Origin of the sequence: Noviluteimonas caseinilytica (genome assembly GCF_018406605.1) — a bacterium.
In the GTDB taxonomy this organism is placed as follows: domain Bacteria; phylum Pseudomonadota; class Gammaproteobacteria; order Xanthomonadales; family Xanthomonadaceae; genus Noviluteimonas; species Noviluteimonas caseinilytica.
On record NZ_AP024545.1, the window covers coordinates 2,408,018 to 2,426,541 of the forward strand.

Annotated in this window: 21 protein-coding genes and 1 pseudogene; 9 read left to right on the forward strand and 13 right to left on the reverse strand. The window is 65.2% G+C overall.

Annotated features, from left to right (window positions below; all coding sequences use genetic code 11):
- Positions 1-47: 47 nt before the first annotated feature.
- Positions 48-1,658, forward strand: coding sequence for an AAA family ATPase (locus LYSCAS_RS11665; protein ID WP_213434208.1), 1,611 nt, complete (start codon positions 48-50; stop codon positions 1,656-1,658).
- A gap of 88 nt (positions 1,659-1,746) precedes the next feature.
- On the opposite strand, the gene LYSCAS_RS11670 is transcribed toward LYSCAS_RS11665, so the two are convergent.
- On the reverse strand, positions 1,747-2,430 hold the full coding sequence (locus tag LYSCAS_RS11670) for a hypothetical protein (RefSeq protein WP_213434209.1): 684 nt from the start codon (positions 2,428-2,430) through the stop codon (positions 1,747-1,749).
- A gap of 259 nt (positions 2,431-2,689) precedes the next feature.
- On the opposite strand from LYSCAS_RS11670, the gene rlmB reads away from it, so the two are divergent.
- From rlmB to LYSCAS_RS11685, 3 genes are read left to right on the forward strand one after another with little or no spacing between them, the layout of a single operon-like run.
- Positions 2,690-3,439: a 23S rRNA (guanosine(2251)-2'-O)-methyltransferase RlmB gene (gene rlmB, locus LYSCAS_RS11675; protein WP_244858532.1), complete on the forward strand. Its 750-nt coding sequence runs from the start codon at positions 2,690-2,692 to the stop codon at positions 3,437-3,439.
- A complete protein-coding gene (locus LYSCAS_RS11680; protein ID WP_213434211.1) occupies positions 3,436-3,687 on the forward strand; it encodes a CBU_0592 family membrane protein in 252 nt (83 codons plus the stop codon). Before rlmB ends, LYSCAS_RS11680 begins: the two co-directional genes overlap by 4 nt.
- Positions 3,688-3,702: 15 nt before the next feature.
- A complete protein-coding gene (locus LYSCAS_RS11685; protein WP_213434212.1) occupies positions 3,703-4,110 on the forward strand; it encodes a hypothetical protein in 408 nt (135 codons plus the stop codon).
- Positions 4,111-4,113: 3 nt separating this feature from the next.
- On the opposite strand, the gene LYSCAS_RS11690 is transcribed toward LYSCAS_RS11685, so the two are convergent.
- A complete protein-coding gene (locus LYSCAS_RS11690) occupies positions 4,114-4,533 on the reverse strand; it encodes a hypothetical protein (RefSeq protein WP_213434213.1) in 420 nt (139 codons plus the stop codon).
- 190 nt (positions 4,534-4,723) lie between these two features.
- On the opposite strand from LYSCAS_RS11690, the gene LYSCAS_RS11695 reads away from it, so the two are divergent.
- The gene (locus LYSCAS_RS11695; RefSeq protein WP_213434214.1) at positions 4,724-5,110 is read left to right on the forward strand and encodes a hypothetical protein; all 387 of its coding nucleotides are present in this window, start codon (positions 4,724-4,726) and stop codon (positions 5,108-5,110) included.
- Here the strand turns inward: LYSCAS_RS11695 and rnt are convergent.
- The 10 genes from rnt to LYSCAS_RS11745 form a co-directional block, all read right to left on the reverse strand.
- Positions 5,107-5,706, reverse strand: coding sequence for a ribonuclease T (rnt, locus tag LYSCAS_RS11700; RefSeq protein WP_407075186.1), 600 nt, complete (start codon positions 5,704-5,706; stop codon positions 5,107-5,109). The genes LYSCAS_RS11695 and rnt overlap by 4 nt on opposite strands.
- 161 nt (positions 5,707-5,867) lie before the next feature.
- Positions 5,868-6,566: a phosphate signaling complex protein PhoU gene (gene phoU, locus LYSCAS_RS11705; protein WP_213434216.1), complete on the reverse strand. Its 699-nt coding sequence runs from the start codon at positions 6,564-6,566 to the stop codon at positions 5,868-5,870.
- A 129-nt stretch (positions 6,567-6,695) separates the two neighbouring features.
- Positions 6,696-7,475, reverse strand: coding sequence for a phosphate ABC transporter ATP-binding protein PstB (gene pstB, locus LYSCAS_RS11710; protein ID WP_246518209.1), 780 nt, complete (start codon positions 7,473-7,475; stop codon positions 6,696-6,698).
- 5 nt (positions 7,476-7,480) lie between these two features.
- On the reverse strand, positions 7,481-8,353 hold the full coding sequence (gene pstA, locus LYSCAS_RS11715) for a phosphate ABC transporter permease PstA (RefSeq protein ID WP_213437806.1): 873 nt from the start codon (positions 8,351-8,353) through the stop codon (positions 7,481-7,483).
- A complete protein-coding gene (pstC, locus tag LYSCAS_RS11720; RefSeq protein ID WP_213434218.1) occupies positions 8,350-9,321 on the reverse strand; it encodes a phosphate ABC transporter permease subunit PstC in 972 nt (323 codons plus the stop codon). Before pstC ends, pstA begins: the two co-directional genes overlap by 4 nt.
- A 171-nt stretch (positions 9,322-9,492) precedes the next feature.
- A complete protein-coding gene (gene pstS / locus LYSCAS_RS11725) occupies positions 9,493-10,608 on the reverse strand; it encodes a phosphate ABC transporter substrate-binding protein PstS (RefSeq protein ID WP_407075144.1) in 1,116 nt (371 codons plus the stop codon).
- 671 nt (positions 10,609-11,279) lie between these two features.
- Positions 11,280-12,557 carry an OprO/OprP family phosphate-selective porin gene (locus LYSCAS_RS11730; protein WP_213434220.1) on the reverse strand — a complete coding sequence of 426 codons (1,278 nt, stop codon included), beginning with the start codon at positions 12,555-12,557 and terminating at the stop codon, positions 11,280-11,282.
- 60 nt (positions 12,558-12,617) lie between these two features.
- Positions 12,618-13,337: an endonuclease III gene (gene nth, locus LYSCAS_RS11735; RefSeq protein WP_213434221.1), complete on the reverse strand. Its 720-nt coding sequence runs from the start codon at positions 13,335-13,337 to the stop codon at positions 12,618-12,620.
- Complete coding sequence (locus LYSCAS_RS11740) at positions 13,334-13,702, reverse strand: hypothetical protein (RefSeq protein ID WP_213434222.1); 369 nt, start codon at positions 13,700-13,702, stop codon at positions 13,334-13,336. The genes nth and LYSCAS_RS11740 overlap by 4 nt, the downstream gene beginning before the upstream one ends.
- Entirely contained in the window at positions 13,702-14,499 is a 798-nt protein-coding gene (locus LYSCAS_RS11745; protein ID WP_213434223.1) for an enoyl-CoA hydratase/isomerase family protein, read from the reverse strand. Before LYSCAS_RS11745 ends, LYSCAS_RS11740 begins: the two co-directional genes overlap by 1 nt.
- Before the next feature lie 264 nt (positions 14,500-14,763).
- Between LYSCAS_RS11745 and LYSCAS_RS11750 the strand changes: the two genes are divergently transcribed.
- From LYSCAS_RS11750 to LYSCAS_RS11765, 3 genes and pseudogenes are all read left to right on the forward strand, one after another.
- On the forward strand, positions 14,764-15,462 hold the full coding sequence (locus LYSCAS_RS11750; protein ID WP_213434224.1) for an FKBP-type peptidyl-prolyl cis-trans isomerase N-terminal domain-containing protein: 699 nt from the start codon (positions 14,764-14,766) through the stop codon (positions 15,460-15,462).
- An 81-nt stretch (positions 15,463-15,543) separates the two neighbouring features.
- Positions 15,544-16,370: pseudogene (locus LYSCAS_RS11760) on the forward strand (NUDIX hydrolase).
- Between the two features lie 22 nt (positions 16,371-16,392).
- On the forward strand, positions 16,393-17,241 hold the full coding sequence (locus LYSCAS_RS11765; RefSeq protein WP_213434227.1) for a sulfurtransferase: 849 nt from the start codon (positions 16,393-16,395) through the stop codon (positions 17,239-17,241).
- Here LYSCAS_RS11765 and LYSCAS_RS11770 read toward each other — a convergent pair whose 3' ends face one another.
- On the reverse strand, positions 17,242-18,000 hold the full coding sequence (locus LYSCAS_RS11770) for an enoyl-CoA hydratase/isomerase family protein (protein WP_213434228.1): 759 nt from the start codon (positions 17,998-18,000) through the stop codon (positions 17,242-17,244).
- A gap of 42 nt (positions 18,001-18,042) precedes the next feature.
- On the opposite strand from LYSCAS_RS11770, the gene LYSCAS_RS11775 reads away from it, so the two are divergent.
- On the forward strand, positions 18,043-18,504 hold the full coding sequence (locus LYSCAS_RS11775; RefSeq protein ID WP_213434229.1) for a copper chaperone PCu(A)C: 462 nt from the start codon (positions 18,043-18,045) through the stop codon (positions 18,502-18,504).
- Positions 18,505-18,524 lie beyond the last annotated feature (20 nt).

The following is an 18,524-nucleotide window of genomic DNA, read 5'->3' on the forward strand; positions in this document are numbered from 1 at the left end:
CGAGGTCAGGAATTTCGCGGCTCATAAATTGGCTAGGCAAAGACATCATGTCATTTCGAATCTCAATTCCCACCACTAACGCCCCATTGGAGCTCAACATAGAGCTTGGCACGTCAACCACGTTCGTCGGAGCCAACGGAAGCGGGAAGTCAAGGCTTGCTGTACATCTCGAAACAGTAGTTCAGGATCGCAGTCATCGCATTTCGGCACACCGGGCACTTGGCCTTAATCCAAATGTTCCAAAAATCAGCGAAGCGAATGCTAAGCGAGGATTAAAGTTTGGGCGCCCTGACGAGAGTTCTCAGTTCGGACACCGGCGACTAAATCGATGGCATCAAAAAGAAGCCGTCGCTCTCCTGAACGATTTTGATTTCCTGCTGCAGGTTCTGTTTGCAGAGCAATCTCGTACGGCACTTGAGACACATCAAAAAGTTCGCCAAGGCCCGCTGGATTCAGCGGCTCCAACAAAGTTCGAGAAGCTGCAGGACATTTGGCATCACCTGTTACCTCATCGCGAACTCATCATAAGTGGAGATGATGTGCGCGTCCGCGCGCCTGGGACCGAAGTTCTGTACAGCGCGTCTGAGATGAGCGACGGCGAACGGGCAATTTTCTATCTAACAGGCCAGGTGCTGGTCGCTGAGCAGGGGGCACTGCTTGTGGTGGATGAGCCGGAGCTTCACGTCCATCCTTCAATCATGAACAAGCTTTGGGATCAGTTGGAGAATGCGCGACCGGACTGTGCATTTGCATTTATCACCCACGACCTAGAGTTTGCGGCGGCGCGGGTCGGGCAAAAGTTCATCATTCGCGAATACAGTGCCGGCCCGCGTTGGAAGCTGGAAGCAATGCCAGTCGACGCGGGATTTCCAGAAGAGATCACAACGTTGCTGCTGGGTAGCCGTCGGCCGATTCTGTTCGTCGAAGGCGACGGTGGGAGTCTGGATCAGTCGGTGTATCGATGCGTATACCCCGAGTGGACCGTAGTCCCAATGGGTTCGTGCCAAGACGTTATTCGTGCGGTAGCAACCATGCGAACCAATGCCGCGTTTACTCGACTTCGATGTGCAGGGATCGTTGATGCCGACGACTATGATGTGACCGAAATTGAACGTTTGACGGAACTGGGCGTTTCAGTTTTGCCGGTTTCGGAATTGGAGAATGTGTTTCTCCTTCCCAATATTTCAAGAGAGATTGCGCGAGCGGAACATCTAGACGACACCGAGATCGAGGCGCGGCTAGGTGAACTACGCACCGAACTCCTAACCATCGCTGCGCAGCCTGAGTCGATTGATGCTGTGGTCCGTCGTCACACGGTTCGACGAATTGATCGCTTGGTAAAGCGAATAGACGTTAGCCGAGAACGCTCAATTGACCAGATTGATTCGGAGTTTCGCGCGCAAGCGCACGCCCTGAACATTCATGGGCTTGCTGAAGATCGAAGGAGGGGAATTAACGCAGCAATTGCTGCACAAGATCTGCCTGCACTTCTTGCGCTTTTAGACAACAAAGGACTGATTGCCCGCGCCGCGAGCCGGTTGCGCAGTACCAGGCTTGATTCGTTTGAGTCATGGCTTGCTCGTATTCTTCTCAACGACCGCGCGCCGGCCCTTGTTGCAGCATTACGCGCCGCTTTGCCCCGGCTATCGTCTGCATAGTTGAAGAGGTCACAAGGGGCGGTTCAAGGTGTTGGCCGGTGACTCGGCAGAAGCATGACGAACAGAAGATGCGCACGCGTTGAGCCGATCAAGTGAGCTGCTCCATTTCCTGAAGCGCAGCTAGCAGCAGCGCCTCAAGCTGGCTTGACTTCATGAGGAGGTCTCTTAATTCAGGGTCGTTTGGACTGAGTGGGGGAGTTTGCACAGAAGGACGGCGATTCATAAGGCCTGCGCCTAATTTGCGAACTTCAATGTTTAGTAGATTCACATCTGCCGAAACGAATATCTTGGCCGCGGAAGCGGCCGAGGCGTATGCAGAGAATCTCTTGATCAATGCTTGTCGATCGTCATTCCAGACGGATTGGTTAGCCTGTCCATTCGATTGCGGAATGATCATTTGCGCGCCCACGTTGGTATCAATTCCCATGTGCGCCTCGAGTAAATTGGCGACTACCACGAACTTTCGTTCTGCTACTCGAAGTGCAAGCGCTTTCTTTATCTCTTGCGCCGCGCGAATGCGCTCGGTTTCTGCAATGAGCGATACCTTGTATGCCTCTAGTTCGCGCTCCAGACTCGCCGTGTGGGCTGCCAGTTCTCTTGCATGGCGTGATTTGAGTTCCTCCAAATCTGACATCAGTGCGCGCGAAAGTACTTGTTTGATTTTCTCCCTGTAGTAAAAGGCGAGAAGCGCTACGAAGGCGAGAAAGAGTGGCGTTGTCCTGGCGAGCCAGTCAAGGAAGTGTACGAGTGACGAGATTCGGGCCGATTCCATGGGTGAGTTGGTCCTTGTGATCGAGTTCGCCAGTAACCGTGCCCCTTCTCGTTCGTCAACTCGAAGGCTTAGTCGTTAGAACTTGGACGTAGTGTCGCCTCTGTACTTGTATGCCGAACGGGGTGCTAAAGGGCAGCCCGCTTGAAGTGGCTAAACGCAAGGGGTGGCCCGGAGTGGCCAGTGATCGAAAGGTGAGCTCACCGATGTGTTGCTGTGAGCAGTGTTCACTCCCGTCTCCTTTGGAAGCACAATGCCCCCCATGACCAAGCAACAATCCCCCTGGATCGCCGGCATCAATGCCGTGGCGTCCGCCGTTGAACACGACGCCGAGAACGTCCGCGAGGTGCTCCTCGAGGCCGGCGCCAAGAATCCCCGGATTACCGAGATCGAGACCCAGGCGCGGCGCGTGGGGATCGAGGTGCGGCGCGTAGCGCAGAACGCGCTCGATGGGGTGGCCGGGGGGCTGCGCCACCAGGGGGCGGTCGCGCGGTATGCGGCGGCCAAGACCTGGGACGAGAACGAGCTGGAGGGGCTGGTCGAGGCGGCGGCGGGCAAGGCGCTCGTGCTCGTCCTCGACGGGGTGCAGGATCCGCACAACCTCGGGGCGTGCCTGCGCAGTGCGGCGGCCGCGGCGGTGACGGCGGTGGTGATTCCGAAGGACAAGGCGGTGCAAGTCAACGCGACCGTGCGCAAGACATCGGCCGGTGCGGCGGACAACATTCCCGTCGTGCGCGTGACCAACCTGTCGCGGTGCCTGCGCGACCTGCAGCAGCAGGGCGTGTGGATCTACGGGCTGGCAGGCGATGCCGAGGCGTCGCTGTATGGGATCGATCTGAAGGGCAACGTCGCGCTGGTGCTCGGCGGCGAGGCCGATGGGCTGCGCCGCCTCACGCGCGAGAACTGCGACCAACTGGTGCGCATTCCGATGCCCGGTGAATTCGAAAGCCTCAATGTCTCGGTGGCGACGGGCGTGGCCCTGTTCGAAGCCGTGCGGCAGCGCCTCGCATGAGCCTGCACTGGTACGACTTCGTGGGATTCGCGGGGACGCTGGCGATCCTGGTGGCGTTCTTCCTGCTGCAGGCGGGGAAGATGGATGGCAACGGGCGCGCGTACCAGCTGGTGAACATGTTTGGCGCGGCGGCGATCCTGGTCACGTTGCTGGGGAGTTTCAACGTGGCGGTGTTCGTGCTTGAAAGCGCATGGGTGCTGGTGAGTGGGTATGGATTGTGGCGGGGGCGAAAGGCGCGACCGGGCTGAAGAAGGGGCGGCACGATGCATCGATGGCTGGCGCAAGGCGCTTTGACCAGCATGGCCTTCATGCTTGCCGCGCTCGCCGGATGTAGCACCACGCAGCAATACACCCGGGCCGTGCATGCACTCCACACCGAGGCGCCGCACCTGTGGTGCTGGACGTCGACTGCCAGCTTGTCGCCCACGTATCACGGTGCACGGTGCAGCGAATCGACGGACGCCGACCTGGCCGAGGCGCAATGCATCAAGACACTCTCGGACGCGGCTACGCATCGACCCGGAGTGAATTCGGCGAAGCGGGATGTCGAATCGTGCATGCGCGACGAGGGGTGGTCGCTCTTCCCCCTTGCGTTCTATCTCCAGACGCACGACACGCGGAATTGCCGCGTGCAGGACGATCCGCTGGTGTGGTGTCCGGACTGGGAGTAATGCCTACAAAAACGGATTCGCCCGATGCCGCGTATCCCGCGGGATATCGATGTGCCGCGTCGCCAGGATCCGGTCCAGTCCCATCCGCATGTCGGTGAACGCCACGCGCACCGCGTCCTTCGACACCGCTTTCTCCGCACACGTGCCGGACATGGGCGAGGCGATGAACATGCCGTCCTTCCAGGGCAGCACGATCAGCAGCGCGTAGTCGGATTCCACCGAGGTGTAGACGAAGCCGTGTTCGAGGTCGGCCATGTCCAGCTGGGCGGCCAGTTCGAGCACGGGCACGGCGAGTTCGTCGAGCACGCTGACGCCATCGACCGTGATGCGCAGCGACGCGGTGATGTTGAGGAAGCGCTCGGCCGCCGACCCCATGGGGCCGTCGAGGGTGAGGGGGCCGAGTTCGATGTTGATGCGATTCATGCCGAAGGGGTCGGGGCGGCGCTTGAGTCTATGGCGGCGTGGACGAGCTTAGGCCTGCGGTCGTTAAGGATGCTTGCTGCGCGGGGCGGGATCGCGTCTATTACCAATTCAGAGTCGGGGCGCGCGAGGTTTCTGGAATGAATCGAATTTGCCGGCCTGTAGCGCTGGGTTCGCTCGCGGGGCTCTGCGCATGCAGGCAGACCGGCGCGAGGACAAAGTGGCGCCGCTTCGCATGACGACTTGGCAGGATGTCGTTGGCATGGGATTCGCGCTCGTTTTCGTCAACGCGCTGGCGTGGACCTTGCTGTACCTCATGTCCCTGGGCCAGCTTTCCGCCGAGGTGCAGAAGCAGGATCCAGGGAAGTGGCGGGAGATCCGCGCAAACGGGGCGCTGGTCGAAACGCGGATGAAGACTGGATTTCGCGTGTTGCGCATGTACCTCGGCGATCCCTCGGGGTTGTCGCTGCGCGGTCGGGCTGGCGAGGTTGCGGCGATTGCGCGCTTTCGCCTCACCGTGGGCGTCATGTCGATGTGCGCCCTTTTCATCGCGATGGGCGTGCTGGCTTCGATCGATTAGCCAGGCGGCGCGATCTCGGACCACCGATTCGCCACCGCACAAAACAACGCCGCCGTCTTCTCCGCGTCGTACACCGCGGAATGCGCTTCCTCGCCGTTCCACTCGATGCCCGCCGCCTGCACCGCACGCGCCAGCACGGTTTGCCCGAACGCCACGCCACCCAGCGATACCGTGTCGAACACGCTGAAGGGGTGGAACGGGTTGCGCTTGTGCTGCACGCGTGCGACGGCGGCGTTGAGGAAATTCAAATCGAAATGCGCGTTGTGGCCGACGAGGATCGCGCGCTGGCAGTGGTGTTTCTTGACCGCGGCGCGCACGGCAGCGAACACGTGGTCCAGGCCTTCCTTTTCTTCCTTCGCGAAACGGAAGGGGTGGTCCAGGCGGATGCCGGTGATCTCGAGGGACTTGGGGTCGATTTCGAGGCCGGGCGCGGGATGGAAGTGCGCGCTGCTGACTTCGCCGGGGATGTACCGGCCCTGGTCGTCGAGGTCGATCGGGATCGCGGCCATTTCCAGCAGCGCGTGCTTCTGCCAGTCGAAGCCGCCGGTTTCCACGTCGACGATGACGGGGAGGTAGCCGCGGAAGCGGTCGGCCATGCGGCGGAACGCGGGGGGCGCGGCGTCGGGGGCGGGGAGGGGCGGGGATTCGGACTGCGTCATGGGGCGCAGGGTACCGGAACGCGTTGCTGGCCTCGGGGTTCGACGCGATCGGAGCGTCCCCATTCCAGCCTCCCCCCGGTGGGGGGAGGGGCAACAACTCAGGCGCTGTTGGTGGCGTCGCGCTTTTCGCGCGGCGGCAGCTGCTCTTCGCCGTGCACGAGGAACCACACGTTCTCCGCGATGTTGGTCGCGTGGTCGCCGATGCGTTCCAGGTTCTTCGCCATGAACAGCAGGTGCGTGCACGGGGTGATCGCGCGCGCGTCTTCCATCATGTAGGTCAGCAGTTCGCGGAACAGGCCGGTGTAGAGCGTGTCCAGTTCGGCGTCGCGGTTGCGCACGCGCTGGGCGGCGTCGGCGTCCAGGTCGCGGTACGCGTCCAGCACGTCGCGCACCTGCTGCGCGGCCAGGCGGCCCAGCGCATCCAGGCCACGCGTATGCGGCAGCGGGGGCGAGAGGTTCAGGGCGGTCGAACGCTTGGCGACGTTGGCGGCGTAGTCGCCGATGCGTTCGATGTCGGCGCTCACCTTCAGCGCGGCCAGGATGATGCGCAGGTCGCGGGCCATCGGGCCGCGCAACGCCAGGCGCATCACGTCGTGGTCGATCGCGCGTTCGATGGCGTCGATGGCTTCGTCGTTGGCGACGATGCGTTCGGCGGCCTTGTCGTCGCGGCGTTCCACCACGTCCAGCGCGGCATCCAGCTGCGCGGCGGCCATGTGGCCCATGCGCAGGATTTCCTCGAGCAGGCGGCGCTGTTCGTCGTCGTAACTCTTCACGATATGGTCGTGCATCTGATTCATTACCCTTCTTCTCGATGAGGTCGCCGCTGCCGTCCATGGCGCAACATTCGTGCTTCGGATCGTCCGGCCCGGCCATCCATGGCCGGGCGTTCGGCAAGCCGCGCGGCAGTGCCGCGCAAGCGGCTTACCTCACCCAAACCGCCCCGTAATGTAGTCCTCGGTCTGCTGCTTCGAGGGATTGGAAAAGATCGTCGCCGTCTCGCCGTGCTCGACCATGTCGCCCAGGTACATGAAGGCGGTGTAGTCCGACACGCGCGCGGCCTGCTGCATGTTGTGCGTCACAATCATGATCGTGTACGTCTGCTTGAGGTCTTCCACCAGCTGCTCGATGCGGCTGGTGGAAATGGGATCGAGCGCGGAGGTCGGTTCGTCCAGCAGCAGCACGTCGGGGCGCAGGGCCACGGCGCGCGCGATGCACAGGCGCTGCTGCTGTCCGCCGGACAGGCCCAGCGCGCTCTGCTTCATCTTGTCCTTCACCTCGTCCCACAACGCGGCCTGGCGCAGCGCTTCTTCCACGCGCGCGTCCATCTCGGCCTTCGACAGGCGTTCGTGGTGGCGGATGCCGTAGGCGACGTTCTCGTAGATCGTCATCGGGAAGGGCACCGGCTTCTGGAACACCATGCCCACCTTGCTGCGCAGGCGGTTGAGCGGGTACTTCGGATCCAGTACGTCCTCGCCGTCCAGCAGCACCTGGCCGCTGGCCACTTGCTTCGGGTACAGCGCGTAGATGCGGTTGAAGATGCGCAGCAGCGTGGACTTCCCGCAGCCCGAGGGGCCGATCAGCGCGGTGACGCGCTTCTCCGGGATGTCCATGTTGATGTTGCGCACGGCGTGGAAATCGCCGTAGTGGAAGTTGAGCCCGCGGGCGGCGAGTTTCATGGGGGCCTGCACGGTTTCGAGTCGGGTCATCATGTTCATTCGTGGACGATGCGCGAGCGCGACACGACCGCGCGGGCGATGATCGCCACGAGCAGCACGAACGCGGTGAGGACGAAGGCGCCGGCCCAGGCGAGCGTGTGCCACTGCTCGAAGGGGCTCATCGCGTACTGGAAGATCACCACCGGCACGTTCGCCATCGGCTGCGACAGGTCGGTGGTCCAGTACTGGTTGTTGAGCGCGGTGAAGAGCAGCGGGGCGGTTTCGCCGGTGATGCGTGCCAGCGCCAGCAGGATGCCGGTGACGATGCCCGGCAGCGAGGCGCGATAGAGCACCTGCACGGTCACCTTCCACTGCGGCACGCCGAGCGACAGCGCGGCTTCGCGCATCTGCGCGGGCACCAGGCGCAGCATTTCATCGGTGGTGCGCACGACGACCGGCAGCACGATGAAGGCCAGCGCGATCGCACCGGCCAGCGCGGAGAAGTGCCCCATCGGCGCGACGACCAGCGTGTACACGAACAGGCCCAGCACGATCGACGGTGCGGACAACAGGATGTCGTTGACGAAGCGGATGGTCTCGGCCAGGCGCGAACTCCAGCGCGTGCCGCCGTATTCGGCGAGGTACGTGCCGGCCAGCACGCCGATCGGTGCACCGAACAGCACGCCCAGCAGGCTCATCACCACGCTGCCGAAGATCGCGTTGAGCAGGCCGCCCTTTTCGCCGGGCGGCGGGGTCATCTGCGTGAACAGCGTGATGTCCAGCGACGCCAGGCCCATGCGCAGAGTAGTCCACACGATCCACGCCAGCCAGAACAGGCCGAAGAGTGTGGCCGCCGTGGCCAGCACCTGCGCCACGCCGTTCTTGAAGCGGCGCACGCGATACAGCGTGGTCATCGACGCGGCCATCAGGTGCCCTCCCGCTTCTTCAGCTGGCGCAGCATCAGGCGCGCCACGGTCAGCACGACGAAGGTCACCAGGAACAACACGAAGCCCAGTGCGATCAGCGAGGAGCGATACATTTCCGAATCGGCTTCGGAGAACTCGTTGGCGATCGTGGCCGCGATGGAGTTGCCGGGCATCAGCAGCGACGTGGTGAGTTCATGCGCGTTGCCGAGCACGAAGGTCACCGCCATCGTTTCGCCGAGCGCGCGGCCCAGGCCGAGGAAGATGCCGCCGATCACGGCCGAGCGCGTGTAGGGCAGCACGACGTCCCACACCACTTCCCAGCGCGTGGAGCCCAGCGCGTACGCGGATTCCTTCAAGCGGCCCGGCACGGTGAGGAACACCTCGCGCATCACCGAGGCGATGAAGGGAATGACCATCACCGACAGCACCAGGCCCGCGGTGCCCATGCCCAGGCCGATCGGCGGGCCGGCGAAGAAGCGGCCGACGAAGGGCCAGGTGCCCATGTGTTCGTCGACCCACGGATACACGTGTTCGGACAGCACCGGCACGAGCACGAACAGGCCCCACATGCCGTAGATGATCGAGGGGATGCCGGCGAGCAGTTCGATCGCGGCGCCCACCGGGCCGCGCAGCCACTTGGGCGCGACTTCGGTGAGGAACATCGCGATGCCGAAGCTCACCGGCACGGCGATGAGCATGGCGATGAAGGCGGTGACCAGCGTGCCGTAGATCGGGACCAGCGCGCCGAACTGCTGGTTGACCGGATCCCACGCATCGGTCCACAGGAACTTGAAGCCGAACGTTTCGAACGCGAGGCGGCCGCCCCACAGCATCGACAGCGCAGCGGCGACCAGCGACACCAGCACGAACACGCCGGCGATGCCCACCAGCCACTTGAAGCTGCGGTCGGCGCGGCCGTCGCGGCTGCTGCGGGTGTCGAGGGCCTCGATGTCGAGGGGGATGGCACTCATTCGGCGGTCGTCGTCGGTTCGTGGGCGGGGCGTGCGTAGCGTGTGGCGGTTCGATGACACCCGGATGACACGCGGGCCGGATAAAAGCGTGGGCCGAAAAAAACGCGGGCCGAAGCCCGCGTTGGGAAGGTGCAGCGACGTGGGGGGTCGTCGTGCAGGGGGAGCGTGCGATCAGTACTTCAGGTTCTGTGCCCAGTAGCCTTCGATCTGCTGGACGAGGGCGTCCGGCAGCGGCACGTAGTCGAGGTTCTTCGCGGCGGCGTCGCCGTTGGCGTACGCCCATGTGAAGAAGTCCTTGGCGTTCTTGGCGCCGGCGGCGTTCTTCGGCTGCTTGTACATCAGGATGAAATTGGTCGCGGTGATCGGCCAGGACTTCTCGCCCGGGGCGTTGGTCATCACCAGGTAGAAGTCCTTCGCGTTCTTCCAGTCGGCGCTGGCGGCGGCGGCCTGGAAGCTGTCGTCGGACGGCACGATGAAGTTGCCGGCGGCGTTCTTCATGCGCGTGTAGGTCATCTTGTTCTGCAGCGCGTAGGACATCTCGACGTAGCCGATGCCGCCGGCGATCTGCTTGACGTAAGCAGCCACGCCTTCGTTGCCTTTGCCGCCGATGCCGGTCGGCCACTTCACGGCCGTGCCTTCGCCCACCTTGGTCTTCCATTCCGGGCTGACCTTGCCCAGGTAGTTGACGAAGTTGAACGTGGTGCCCGAGCCGTCGGCGCGGTGCAGGACGGTGATCTTCTTCGCCGGCAGCTGCAGGCCGCTGTTGAGTTCGACGATGCGCGGGTCGTTCCACATCGTGACCTTGCCGAGGAAGATGTCGGCCAGCAGCGGGCCGTCGAGCTTCATCGCACCGGCCTGGATGCCGGGGACGTTGACGACCGGCACGACGCCGCCGATCACCGACGGGAACTGCGCGAGGCCGAATTTGGCGAGCTCTTCCGGCTTCATCGGCGCGTCGGACGAACCGAAATCAACGGTGCCGGCCTTGATCTGCGCGATGCCGCCGCCGGAGCCGATGGACTGGTAGTTCACCTTCTTGCTGGTGGCCGCGGCGTAGTCGGAGGACCACTTCGACATGATCGGGTAGACGAACGAAGCGCCCGCGCCGGTGACGTCGGCGGCACTGGCGGCAGACGCGAACCCACCGGCCAGGACGAGCGCCAGGGTGAGCGTGGTGGTGCGAAGCGACTGGAACTTGGACACGGGCGCAACTCCTCGAGTGGATGCGCGCATTCCATAACCATCCGATGACAGTGCGATGTTGGCGATATGACAGGCGCGTGACATCCGGCGGGCGGGTCAGGCTTCTTGTGCGGATTCAGGTTTGCGTCGTCCCCGCGGAAGCGGGGACACCCATTGGGGGCGCTCCGCCACGCCCCGTCGCACAGTCTTTTCTGCCGCAAGAGCAACGCGGCAGAAAAGACTGTGCGACGTGACGCGTCGGATCTCGTCGCCGTTTTGTTCGCGCTAACACGCTTGCGTAGACCCGCGCACCGAATCGGAGGGTCGCTGGCGAACACATCTTCTCCGGATGGACGGCGCGCCGCCCACCTCGAGCCCTCGCATCTGAAATGCCTCACTGCTCTCTGGCAGGCGGGGCGCCTGTCCAAGTCTGTGCCTTCCACACATTAGGAAGGAAAGCGGTCGCGCCGTGCTCTTGATTGTCGCGAAAGAATTGATTGGGTTGTGCGTGCGTTACCACGCACGCCAGCGACCCTTGGAAAAGGTCGGCCCCTTGATCGAAAAGGCTCGAATGGTGATGCCCCAGCCCGTGGTGGGGTGAGAATTTTCGCCGCCACGTCGGCGAGAAATTCTTACCACGCCGCGGGTTCGGGCGACGCGGTCTTCACCCCAGGCGGGCTTCTGCAGCGCACCCAAAACCCCTGCTTTCCCACGAGCGCAAAACAAAAAAAAGCGCGGCCGAAGCCGCGCTTTTCCCGACCCTATGGGGGAGTCGATTACCAGTAGAACTGCACGCGCGCTTCCACGATGCTCGGGTTGTCGTCCACGAACGCGTTGAACGTGCGGTTGTTGTTGATCGGATCGGCGGCCTGCGTAGCGCTGGTGCGGCCGATGAAGCGCGTGCTGCTGACGTCGACGTAGTTCAGCATGAACTTGAAGTTCGAACGCCAGTACCAGTTCACGCCGACCGTCCAGGTATCCATCTCGCCGCCGAGCGCACCGATCACCGTCGGGTTCGCCGTCGGCGTCGCGCCCGGGATCACCGAGCCATCGTTCAGGTCGATCGTGTCGTAGCGCAGCGCCAGCTGGAACATGCCGCTGCCCGGGTTGTTCGGCAGCGGCGTGGACGGCGTGCCCGACTTGTAGCCCCAGGTTTCGCCCGTGATGTTCCAGACGCCGGAGATGTAGCCGCTGGACGCCTTGAAGTCACCCGCGACGCCGCTGTAGCGGTCCGTCGTGCTGGTCATGTACTCGCCCTGCAGCTTGAACGGGCCATGCACCCAGAACGATTCCAGGCCCGTCGTCGCGATGCGGTCCGTGTTGCGCAGCGCGCCGGTATCGACGATGCGCTGGCCGGCCAGGTCGGCGTCCGGACGCGCGCGCCACTGCACCGTGTCGGTAAAGGTGTCGTAGTTGTTGTACGACAGGCCCACGTGGAAGATCGAGCCCGTCGCGTTGATGGGCGCCCAGTAGGCGCGCACGCCCCAGCCCGGACCGTGCGGCGTCGGCGCCGGATGCTCGGTGAGTTCCTTGGTGAAGACGCTGCCGGCGATCGCCCAGTTGTTGTCGCCGTACTGGTACATCGCACCGAGGCGGCGCGCGATGCCGAAGGTGTTGGTGGTGACGGCCTTGGAGATGAAGTCGTTGTTCTTCGTCGACGACAGCTCTTCGAGCGAGTTGAGCTGCTTGTACTGGCCGACCTGGAAGAAGTGGTTGGCGTTGCCGCGGATCTTGTACTTGGCGTTGACGTCGAGCCACTTGTCGGCCTTCGCGTCGTAACCGAGCACCCACTCGAGGTTGCCCGGGCCCTTGCCCTTGAGCACGAGTTCGGCGCGGCGCATTTCGAAGTCGGCGTCCTTGCCGTCCGGCGCATCGCCGTTGAGGTTGGCGAAGTCGTTGTTGAACCAGTTGCCGTCGGCCTGGACCAGGCCTTCGAAGGTGACTTCGGAATCGGCGATGACGTCGAGCGCGACCTGCGCGTGCGCGGCGGGCGCGGCGAACATGCCAAGCGCGCCGAGGACGGCGAGGGTCAGGGTGCTGCGGGTGAGGTTCATGGCGAGCCCTTCGGGCGGGGTGGTGAGGAATGCCGCGCAGCCTAGGGCGTGAATCTTTCGTTATTGTGACAAGTTGCGGGCGCGTGACACTTTCGGTGCGATTGCTTGCGGCGGTGGGGTCTTGTCGGGGAAGCGGCAAAGGTCCGCGATCGGGCAGCCCGGGCAGTTGGGTTTGCGCGCGAGGCACGTGTAGCGGCCGTGGAGGATCAGCCAGTGGTGCGCATCGTGCAGGAATTCGGCGGGGATCACGTGCACGAGGTTGTCCTCCACCGTGCGTACGTCCTTGCCCGGCGCCAGGCCCGTGCGGTTGGCGACGCGGAAGATGTGCGTGTCCACCGCCATCGTGGGTTCGCCGAAGGCGGTGTTGAGGACCACGTTCGCGGTCTTGCGGCCGACACCGGGGAGGGCTTCGAGCGCTTCGCGGGTGCGCGGCACTTGCCCGTCGTGCTCGTCCAGCAGCTGTTGCGACAGCGCCATGACATTGGCGGCCTTGGTGTTGAACAGGCCGATGGTGGCGATCGCCTTCTTCAGTTTCGCTTCGCCGAGGGCGACGATCGCGGCCGGCGTGTTGGCGACCGGGAAGAGTTTGCGCGTGGCCTTGTTGACGCCGACATCGGTGGCCTGCGCGGACAGCACCACGGCGACCAAGAGTTCGAACGGGCTCTTGAACTCGAGCTCGGTGGTGGGATGCGGGTTGAGTTCGCGCAGGCGCGTGAAGAGTTCGGTGATTTCGGCGCGGGTGAGCTTCGTGCGCTTCGTCCTGCGGGCGGGCTGCTTCATTCGGGCTTGCGTTGTGCGGCGCGGGCTTTCGCGCGGGCGAGGGCGGCCGCGGCGGCGGGCGGGAGCGTCGGCTTCGCGACGTCCGGCGTGGCGACCGGGGTGCGGCGCGCATCGCGTTCGGCGCGGCGGCGTTCGAGGCGGGCGTTGCGGGCGCGGAAGCGTTCGCGGGCGTCGAGGGCGGCGCGGCGTGCGTCGCGTGCGTTCGCGAGCAGCGCGCTACAGGCGGGCCTGCAGGCGTCGCATTCGATCGCGCCGAGCAAGCCTGCGTCGAGCGCGCGATCCACATCGTCGACGCGCAGGGCATCGACGATGCGATGCGCGGCCTCGCCGCGCGGATCAACGCAACCGCACACCGTGCAGGGCATCAGCGGCCGTTGAACGCAGGCTTGCGGCGTTCGAGGAACGCGGTGGTGCCTTCGCGCATGTCGTCGGTCGCGAACATCAAACCGAACTGCGCGCTCTCGTATTCCAGGCCTTCCTCGATGCCGCATTCGCCGCCGACGGCGATGCAGTCGAGGATGCCGCGCATCGCGAGCGGGGCTGCGTTCGCGAGTTGCTCCGCGAAGGCCATGACGTGCGATTCCAGCTCCGCCGCCGGCACCACGCGATTGACGATGCCGAGGTGCAACGCGCGCGCCGCGTCGATCGGCGCGCCGGCCAGGCACAGTTCCAGCGTGGCGGCGCGACCGGCCAGGCGCAGCAGGCGCTGCGTGCCGCCGAAGCCGGGGATGAGGCCGAGGTTGATCTCGGGCTGGCCGACCTTCGCGGTGTCGGACGCGATGCGCAGGTGGCAGCTCATCGCCAGTTCCAGGCCGCCGCCGAGCGCGAAGCCGTTGACCATCGCGATCACGGGCTTCGGCATGCGTTCGATGCGCCGCATCATGCGTTGGCCGCGCAGCGAGAAGTCGCGCCCTTCGACCGGCGTGAGGGCGTGCATTTCGGCGATGTCGGCGCCCGCGACGAAGGCCTTCGGCCCGCTGCCCGTGAGGATCACGACGCGCACGGCCGGGTCCGCGGCGGCCGCATCGAAGGCGCGATGCAGGGCGTCCAGGGTGGCGAGGTTCAGCGCGTTGAGCTTGTCGGGGCGGTGGACCGTGAGGATTCTTATCGCGCCGTGGTCGGTGGTGAGCAGGACGGCGTCGTTCTGGGCGGAGTCGGTCATTCGGAAAGCTCGCTGGGGCGTGTTCGAAGGGGGGCGGGTCGCGCGCACCGCCGCTTTCACGGGGAAAAACGCGGCGAACCGGGGCGCGGAACTAAACCTGCGGGGTCCGGTCAGAGGGCCCGGTCGTCAGTGGCGATTCAGCGCGGCGGCCGCTATCCTAGCGCGCCCTTCCGGGACCAACGGACGGGCAATCCCCGGGGTGGCCTGCATGCGCAATACATCGCGCCGGATCGCTTCGATTCCTACCCAGAGAGGTTGTACCGAATGAAGTTGCGCCTGCTTGCCGCCAGTGTCGCGGCCCTCACCCTTGTGTCCGGCCTCGCGCTGGCGCAGGACACCACGACCGAAAAGGGCAAGCTCAGTTATTACTTCGGCTACCAGTTCGGTCGCGACCTCGCCGAGAGTGGCGAACAGGTCGACGTCAACACGCTGGTCAAGGCCGTCCAGGACGGCTACGGCAAGAAGCAGCCTGCGCTGGCCGAAAAGGACCTGCGCCCGGCGGTCGAAGCCTTCCAGAAGCGCCAGCAGGCGAAGGCCGCTGCCGCCAAGGCCGCGTTCGACAAGGATGCCGCCGCCAACAAGACCAAGAGCGACCAGTACCTGGCCGCCAACAAGGCCAAGGCCGGCGTGAAGACGCTCGCCGGCGCCAGTGGCGTGCAGTACCGCGTGATGGAGCCGGGCACCGGCGCCAAGCCCACGGCCAACAGCACGCTCGCGCTGGAAGTCGGTGGTCCGTACCTGTTCGGCCAGAAGGCCGCGGACGACAAGATCCAGAACATCCCGAGCATCAAGCTGAGCGAAGTGCAGATGCCGGCGATGCGCGAAGCCCTGGCGCAGATGCCGGCGGGTTCGAAGTGGGAGATCGTCGTTCCGCCGGCCAGCGCCTTCGGCGCCGACCCGCGCACCGGCTTCCCGCCGAACGTCGCGGTCGCCTTCGAAGTGAAGCTGGTCAGCGTCAAGTAACACCTCGCAGTCGCAAGACGACGAACGCCGGCCCCGCGCCGGCGTTTGTTTTTCTGATGAGAGTTCTCCATCGTGCATTCCATGACTTTCCGCGCCGTCCTCAGTCCTTGCGTCGGCATCTGCAGCCTCGACGACCTGGGGCTGTGCACGGGGTGCCGTCGCACCACGGCGGAGATCGCACGCTGGGGCCAGATGAACGATGACGAGCGCCTGCGCCTGATGGAAATCGTCCTGCCGCAGCGCGCGCCCTTCGACGCGCAATGACGCTGGACCTGGCGCACCTGCGCGCGGTGCTGCATCCGACCGACGCGCCTCCCGCCGGTCCCGGCTGGAACCACGCCGAACTCGACGGCCTGTTGCCCGATCCTCCGTTGCGCGAAGCCGCGGTCCTCGTGGGCCTCGTGCCGCGCATCGAGGGGTGGCAGGTGTTGCTCACGCGTCGCACCGATGCGCTGCGGCACCACGCGGGGCAGGTGAGTTTCCCCGGCGGTCGCATCGAAGCCGTGGACGCCGATGCCATCGCCGCCGCGCTGCGCGAGAGCCGCGAAGAAATCGGCTTGCTGCCGTCGCAGGCCGCGCCCGTGGGCTTCCTCGATCCGCTGTGCACGATCACGGGCTTCCGCGTGTCGCCGCTGGTCGCGATGGTCGATGCGGAGTTCGTCGCGCGCCCGGATCCGGGCGAAGTCGCCGAGGTCTTCGAGGTCCCGCTGGACTACATCCTCGACCCGGCCAACCTGGCCGAGCTCGAAATCACGACGGTCGGCGGTCGCCCCCTCCCGGGCGGACGGCCGCGCCGCGTGCTGGAATTCGTGGATAGAGGTAACCCGCGGAACCGGATCTGGGGCGCCACCGCCTCGATCCTGTTCAACCTGCGGGAACGCATCGCAAGCGCGACGACCGCGGGCTGAGCCCGCACACCAGGAGCGTCACATGGCCGGATGGACCACCCTCGTGCAGGCCGAAACGCTGGCCGTCGCGCTCAATCGGCCAGACCTGGCGATCGTCGATTGCCGGTTCTCGCTGATGAATCCCCTCGCGGGCGAAAGCGCCTACCTCGACGGCCACATCCCGGGCGCGGTGTACGCGCACTTGGAGCGCGACCTGTCCGACATGACGCCCGGTGGCGAAGGCCGCCATCCGTGGCCGAAGGCGGAAACCTTCACCGCGAAGCTCGGCGCGTGGGGCATCCGGCCGGAACACCAGATCGTCGCGTACGACGATGGCGAAGGTGCGCACGCGGCGCGCTTCTGGTTCCTGATGCGCATGCTCGGCCACGAGAAAGTGGCCGTGCTCGATGCAGGCTGGAAGCATTGGACGTCGGTGGGCCTGCCCGTGGATTCGCAGGTGCCCAAGCCGGTGACCGGGCGCTATCCCGGCACGTTCGATACGTCGCGCTTGCTCGACAGCGCGCAGGTGCAGGCGCGCCTCGCGCAAGGCGAGATGCTGATCGATGCGCGCGCGGCGGACCGCTTCCGCGGCGAGAACGAAATGATCGATCGCATCGCCGGCCACGTGCCGGGCGCGGTCAATCGTCCGTATCCGGACAACCTGCTCCACGATCACTTCAAGACGCCGATGCAGCTCGCCGACGAATTCCGCGCGTTGCTCGGGCACACATCGCCGGAGCAGGTGATGGTGATGTGCGGCTCGGGCGTCACGGCGTGCCACCACCTGCTGGCGATGGAGCGCGCGGGGCTGCGCGGTGCGCGCCTGTATACCGGATCGTGGAGCGGCTGGATCACCGATCCGGCGCGGCCCATCGCAACCGGCGAGGCCTGATTACTTCCCGAGTCGTGCGATCAACGCACGCAACCCGGCCTGCGTGTCGGGCGCGCTCCATGCATCGATGAAGCGGGAAAGCCCGATGCGTTCCGGCTGCATCGCCGCGACGACATCCGCGCGCGCGATCGCACGCGTTTCCAGCACGGGCTGGCGCGGCAAGGCGAGCAGCGCTTCCAGCCACACGTGCGCGCGCTTGACGACTTCATCGACGCTGGCGAGTTCATCGACCAGGCCGATGTCGAACGCGCGCTGCGCGTCCACCATCTCGCCTCCGACCAGCAAACGCTCCGCGCGCTGCGGCCCGACCATGCGGCGCATCAAGTACTGGATGCCTTCCGGCGCGACGAGGCCCACCTGCGTTTCGTTGAGCCCGATGCGATACAGCCCGTCGGCCATGACGCGATAGTCGCAGCACAACGCGAGCACGCAGCCACCGGCGGGCGCATGGCCGGCGAGCGCGGCCACGACCGGCACCGGCGATTCGGCGAGCGCGCGCGCGGCACCGAAGAAGGCTTCCCACGCTTGCAGCAGTGCAGCGCGGTCATCGCCCAGGCTCAGCAGGTGCGGCACATCGAGGCCGGCGGAAAACACCTTGGGGCCGCCCGACAGCACGATGCCTGCAGCGCCACCGGCGATGGCCTCGGCGAGCGCGTTGCGCAGGTCCGTGCACAGCTGCGGGTTCAAGGCATTGACCGGCGGGCGCGCGAGTTTCAGTTCGACGATCGAGCCGTGCGTGGTGCGTTCGATGAGCGACATGCGGGCATCCGGTGCGTGGGGTCGGCCGGTATCATAGGCCGCATGAAAAACGTCCGCCTCGCACCGTTCGCTGCCGTCCTCGTCCTGTCGTTCCTGGCCCCGGCCTGCGCGAAGCAGCCGACCGCCGCGGCCGCCTGCGTGCCGGTCGTGCGCGACGGGTGGATCCGCCTGGTGCCGGGGATGGATTCGATGCAGGCGGGCTTCGGCCGCATCGAGAACCGCTGCGCCACGCCCGCGACGATCGTCGGCGCGCGCAGTCCCGCGCACGGCATGGCCGAGTTGCACGAGACGAAGATCATCGATGGCGTGAACCGCATGCGGGCGGTGCCGACGCTACGCATCGCGCCGGATGACGCGGCGGTGCTGAAGCCGGGTGGGTTGCACCTGATGCTGATGGAAGCGCGCGCGCCGCTGAAGGCGGGCAGCAAGGTGGCGATCGAATTCCCGCTGCAGGATGGGCGGGTGGTGCGGGGGGAATTTGTGGTGAAGGCACCGGGCGAATAAGAGCGCCCCCTCCCAGCCTC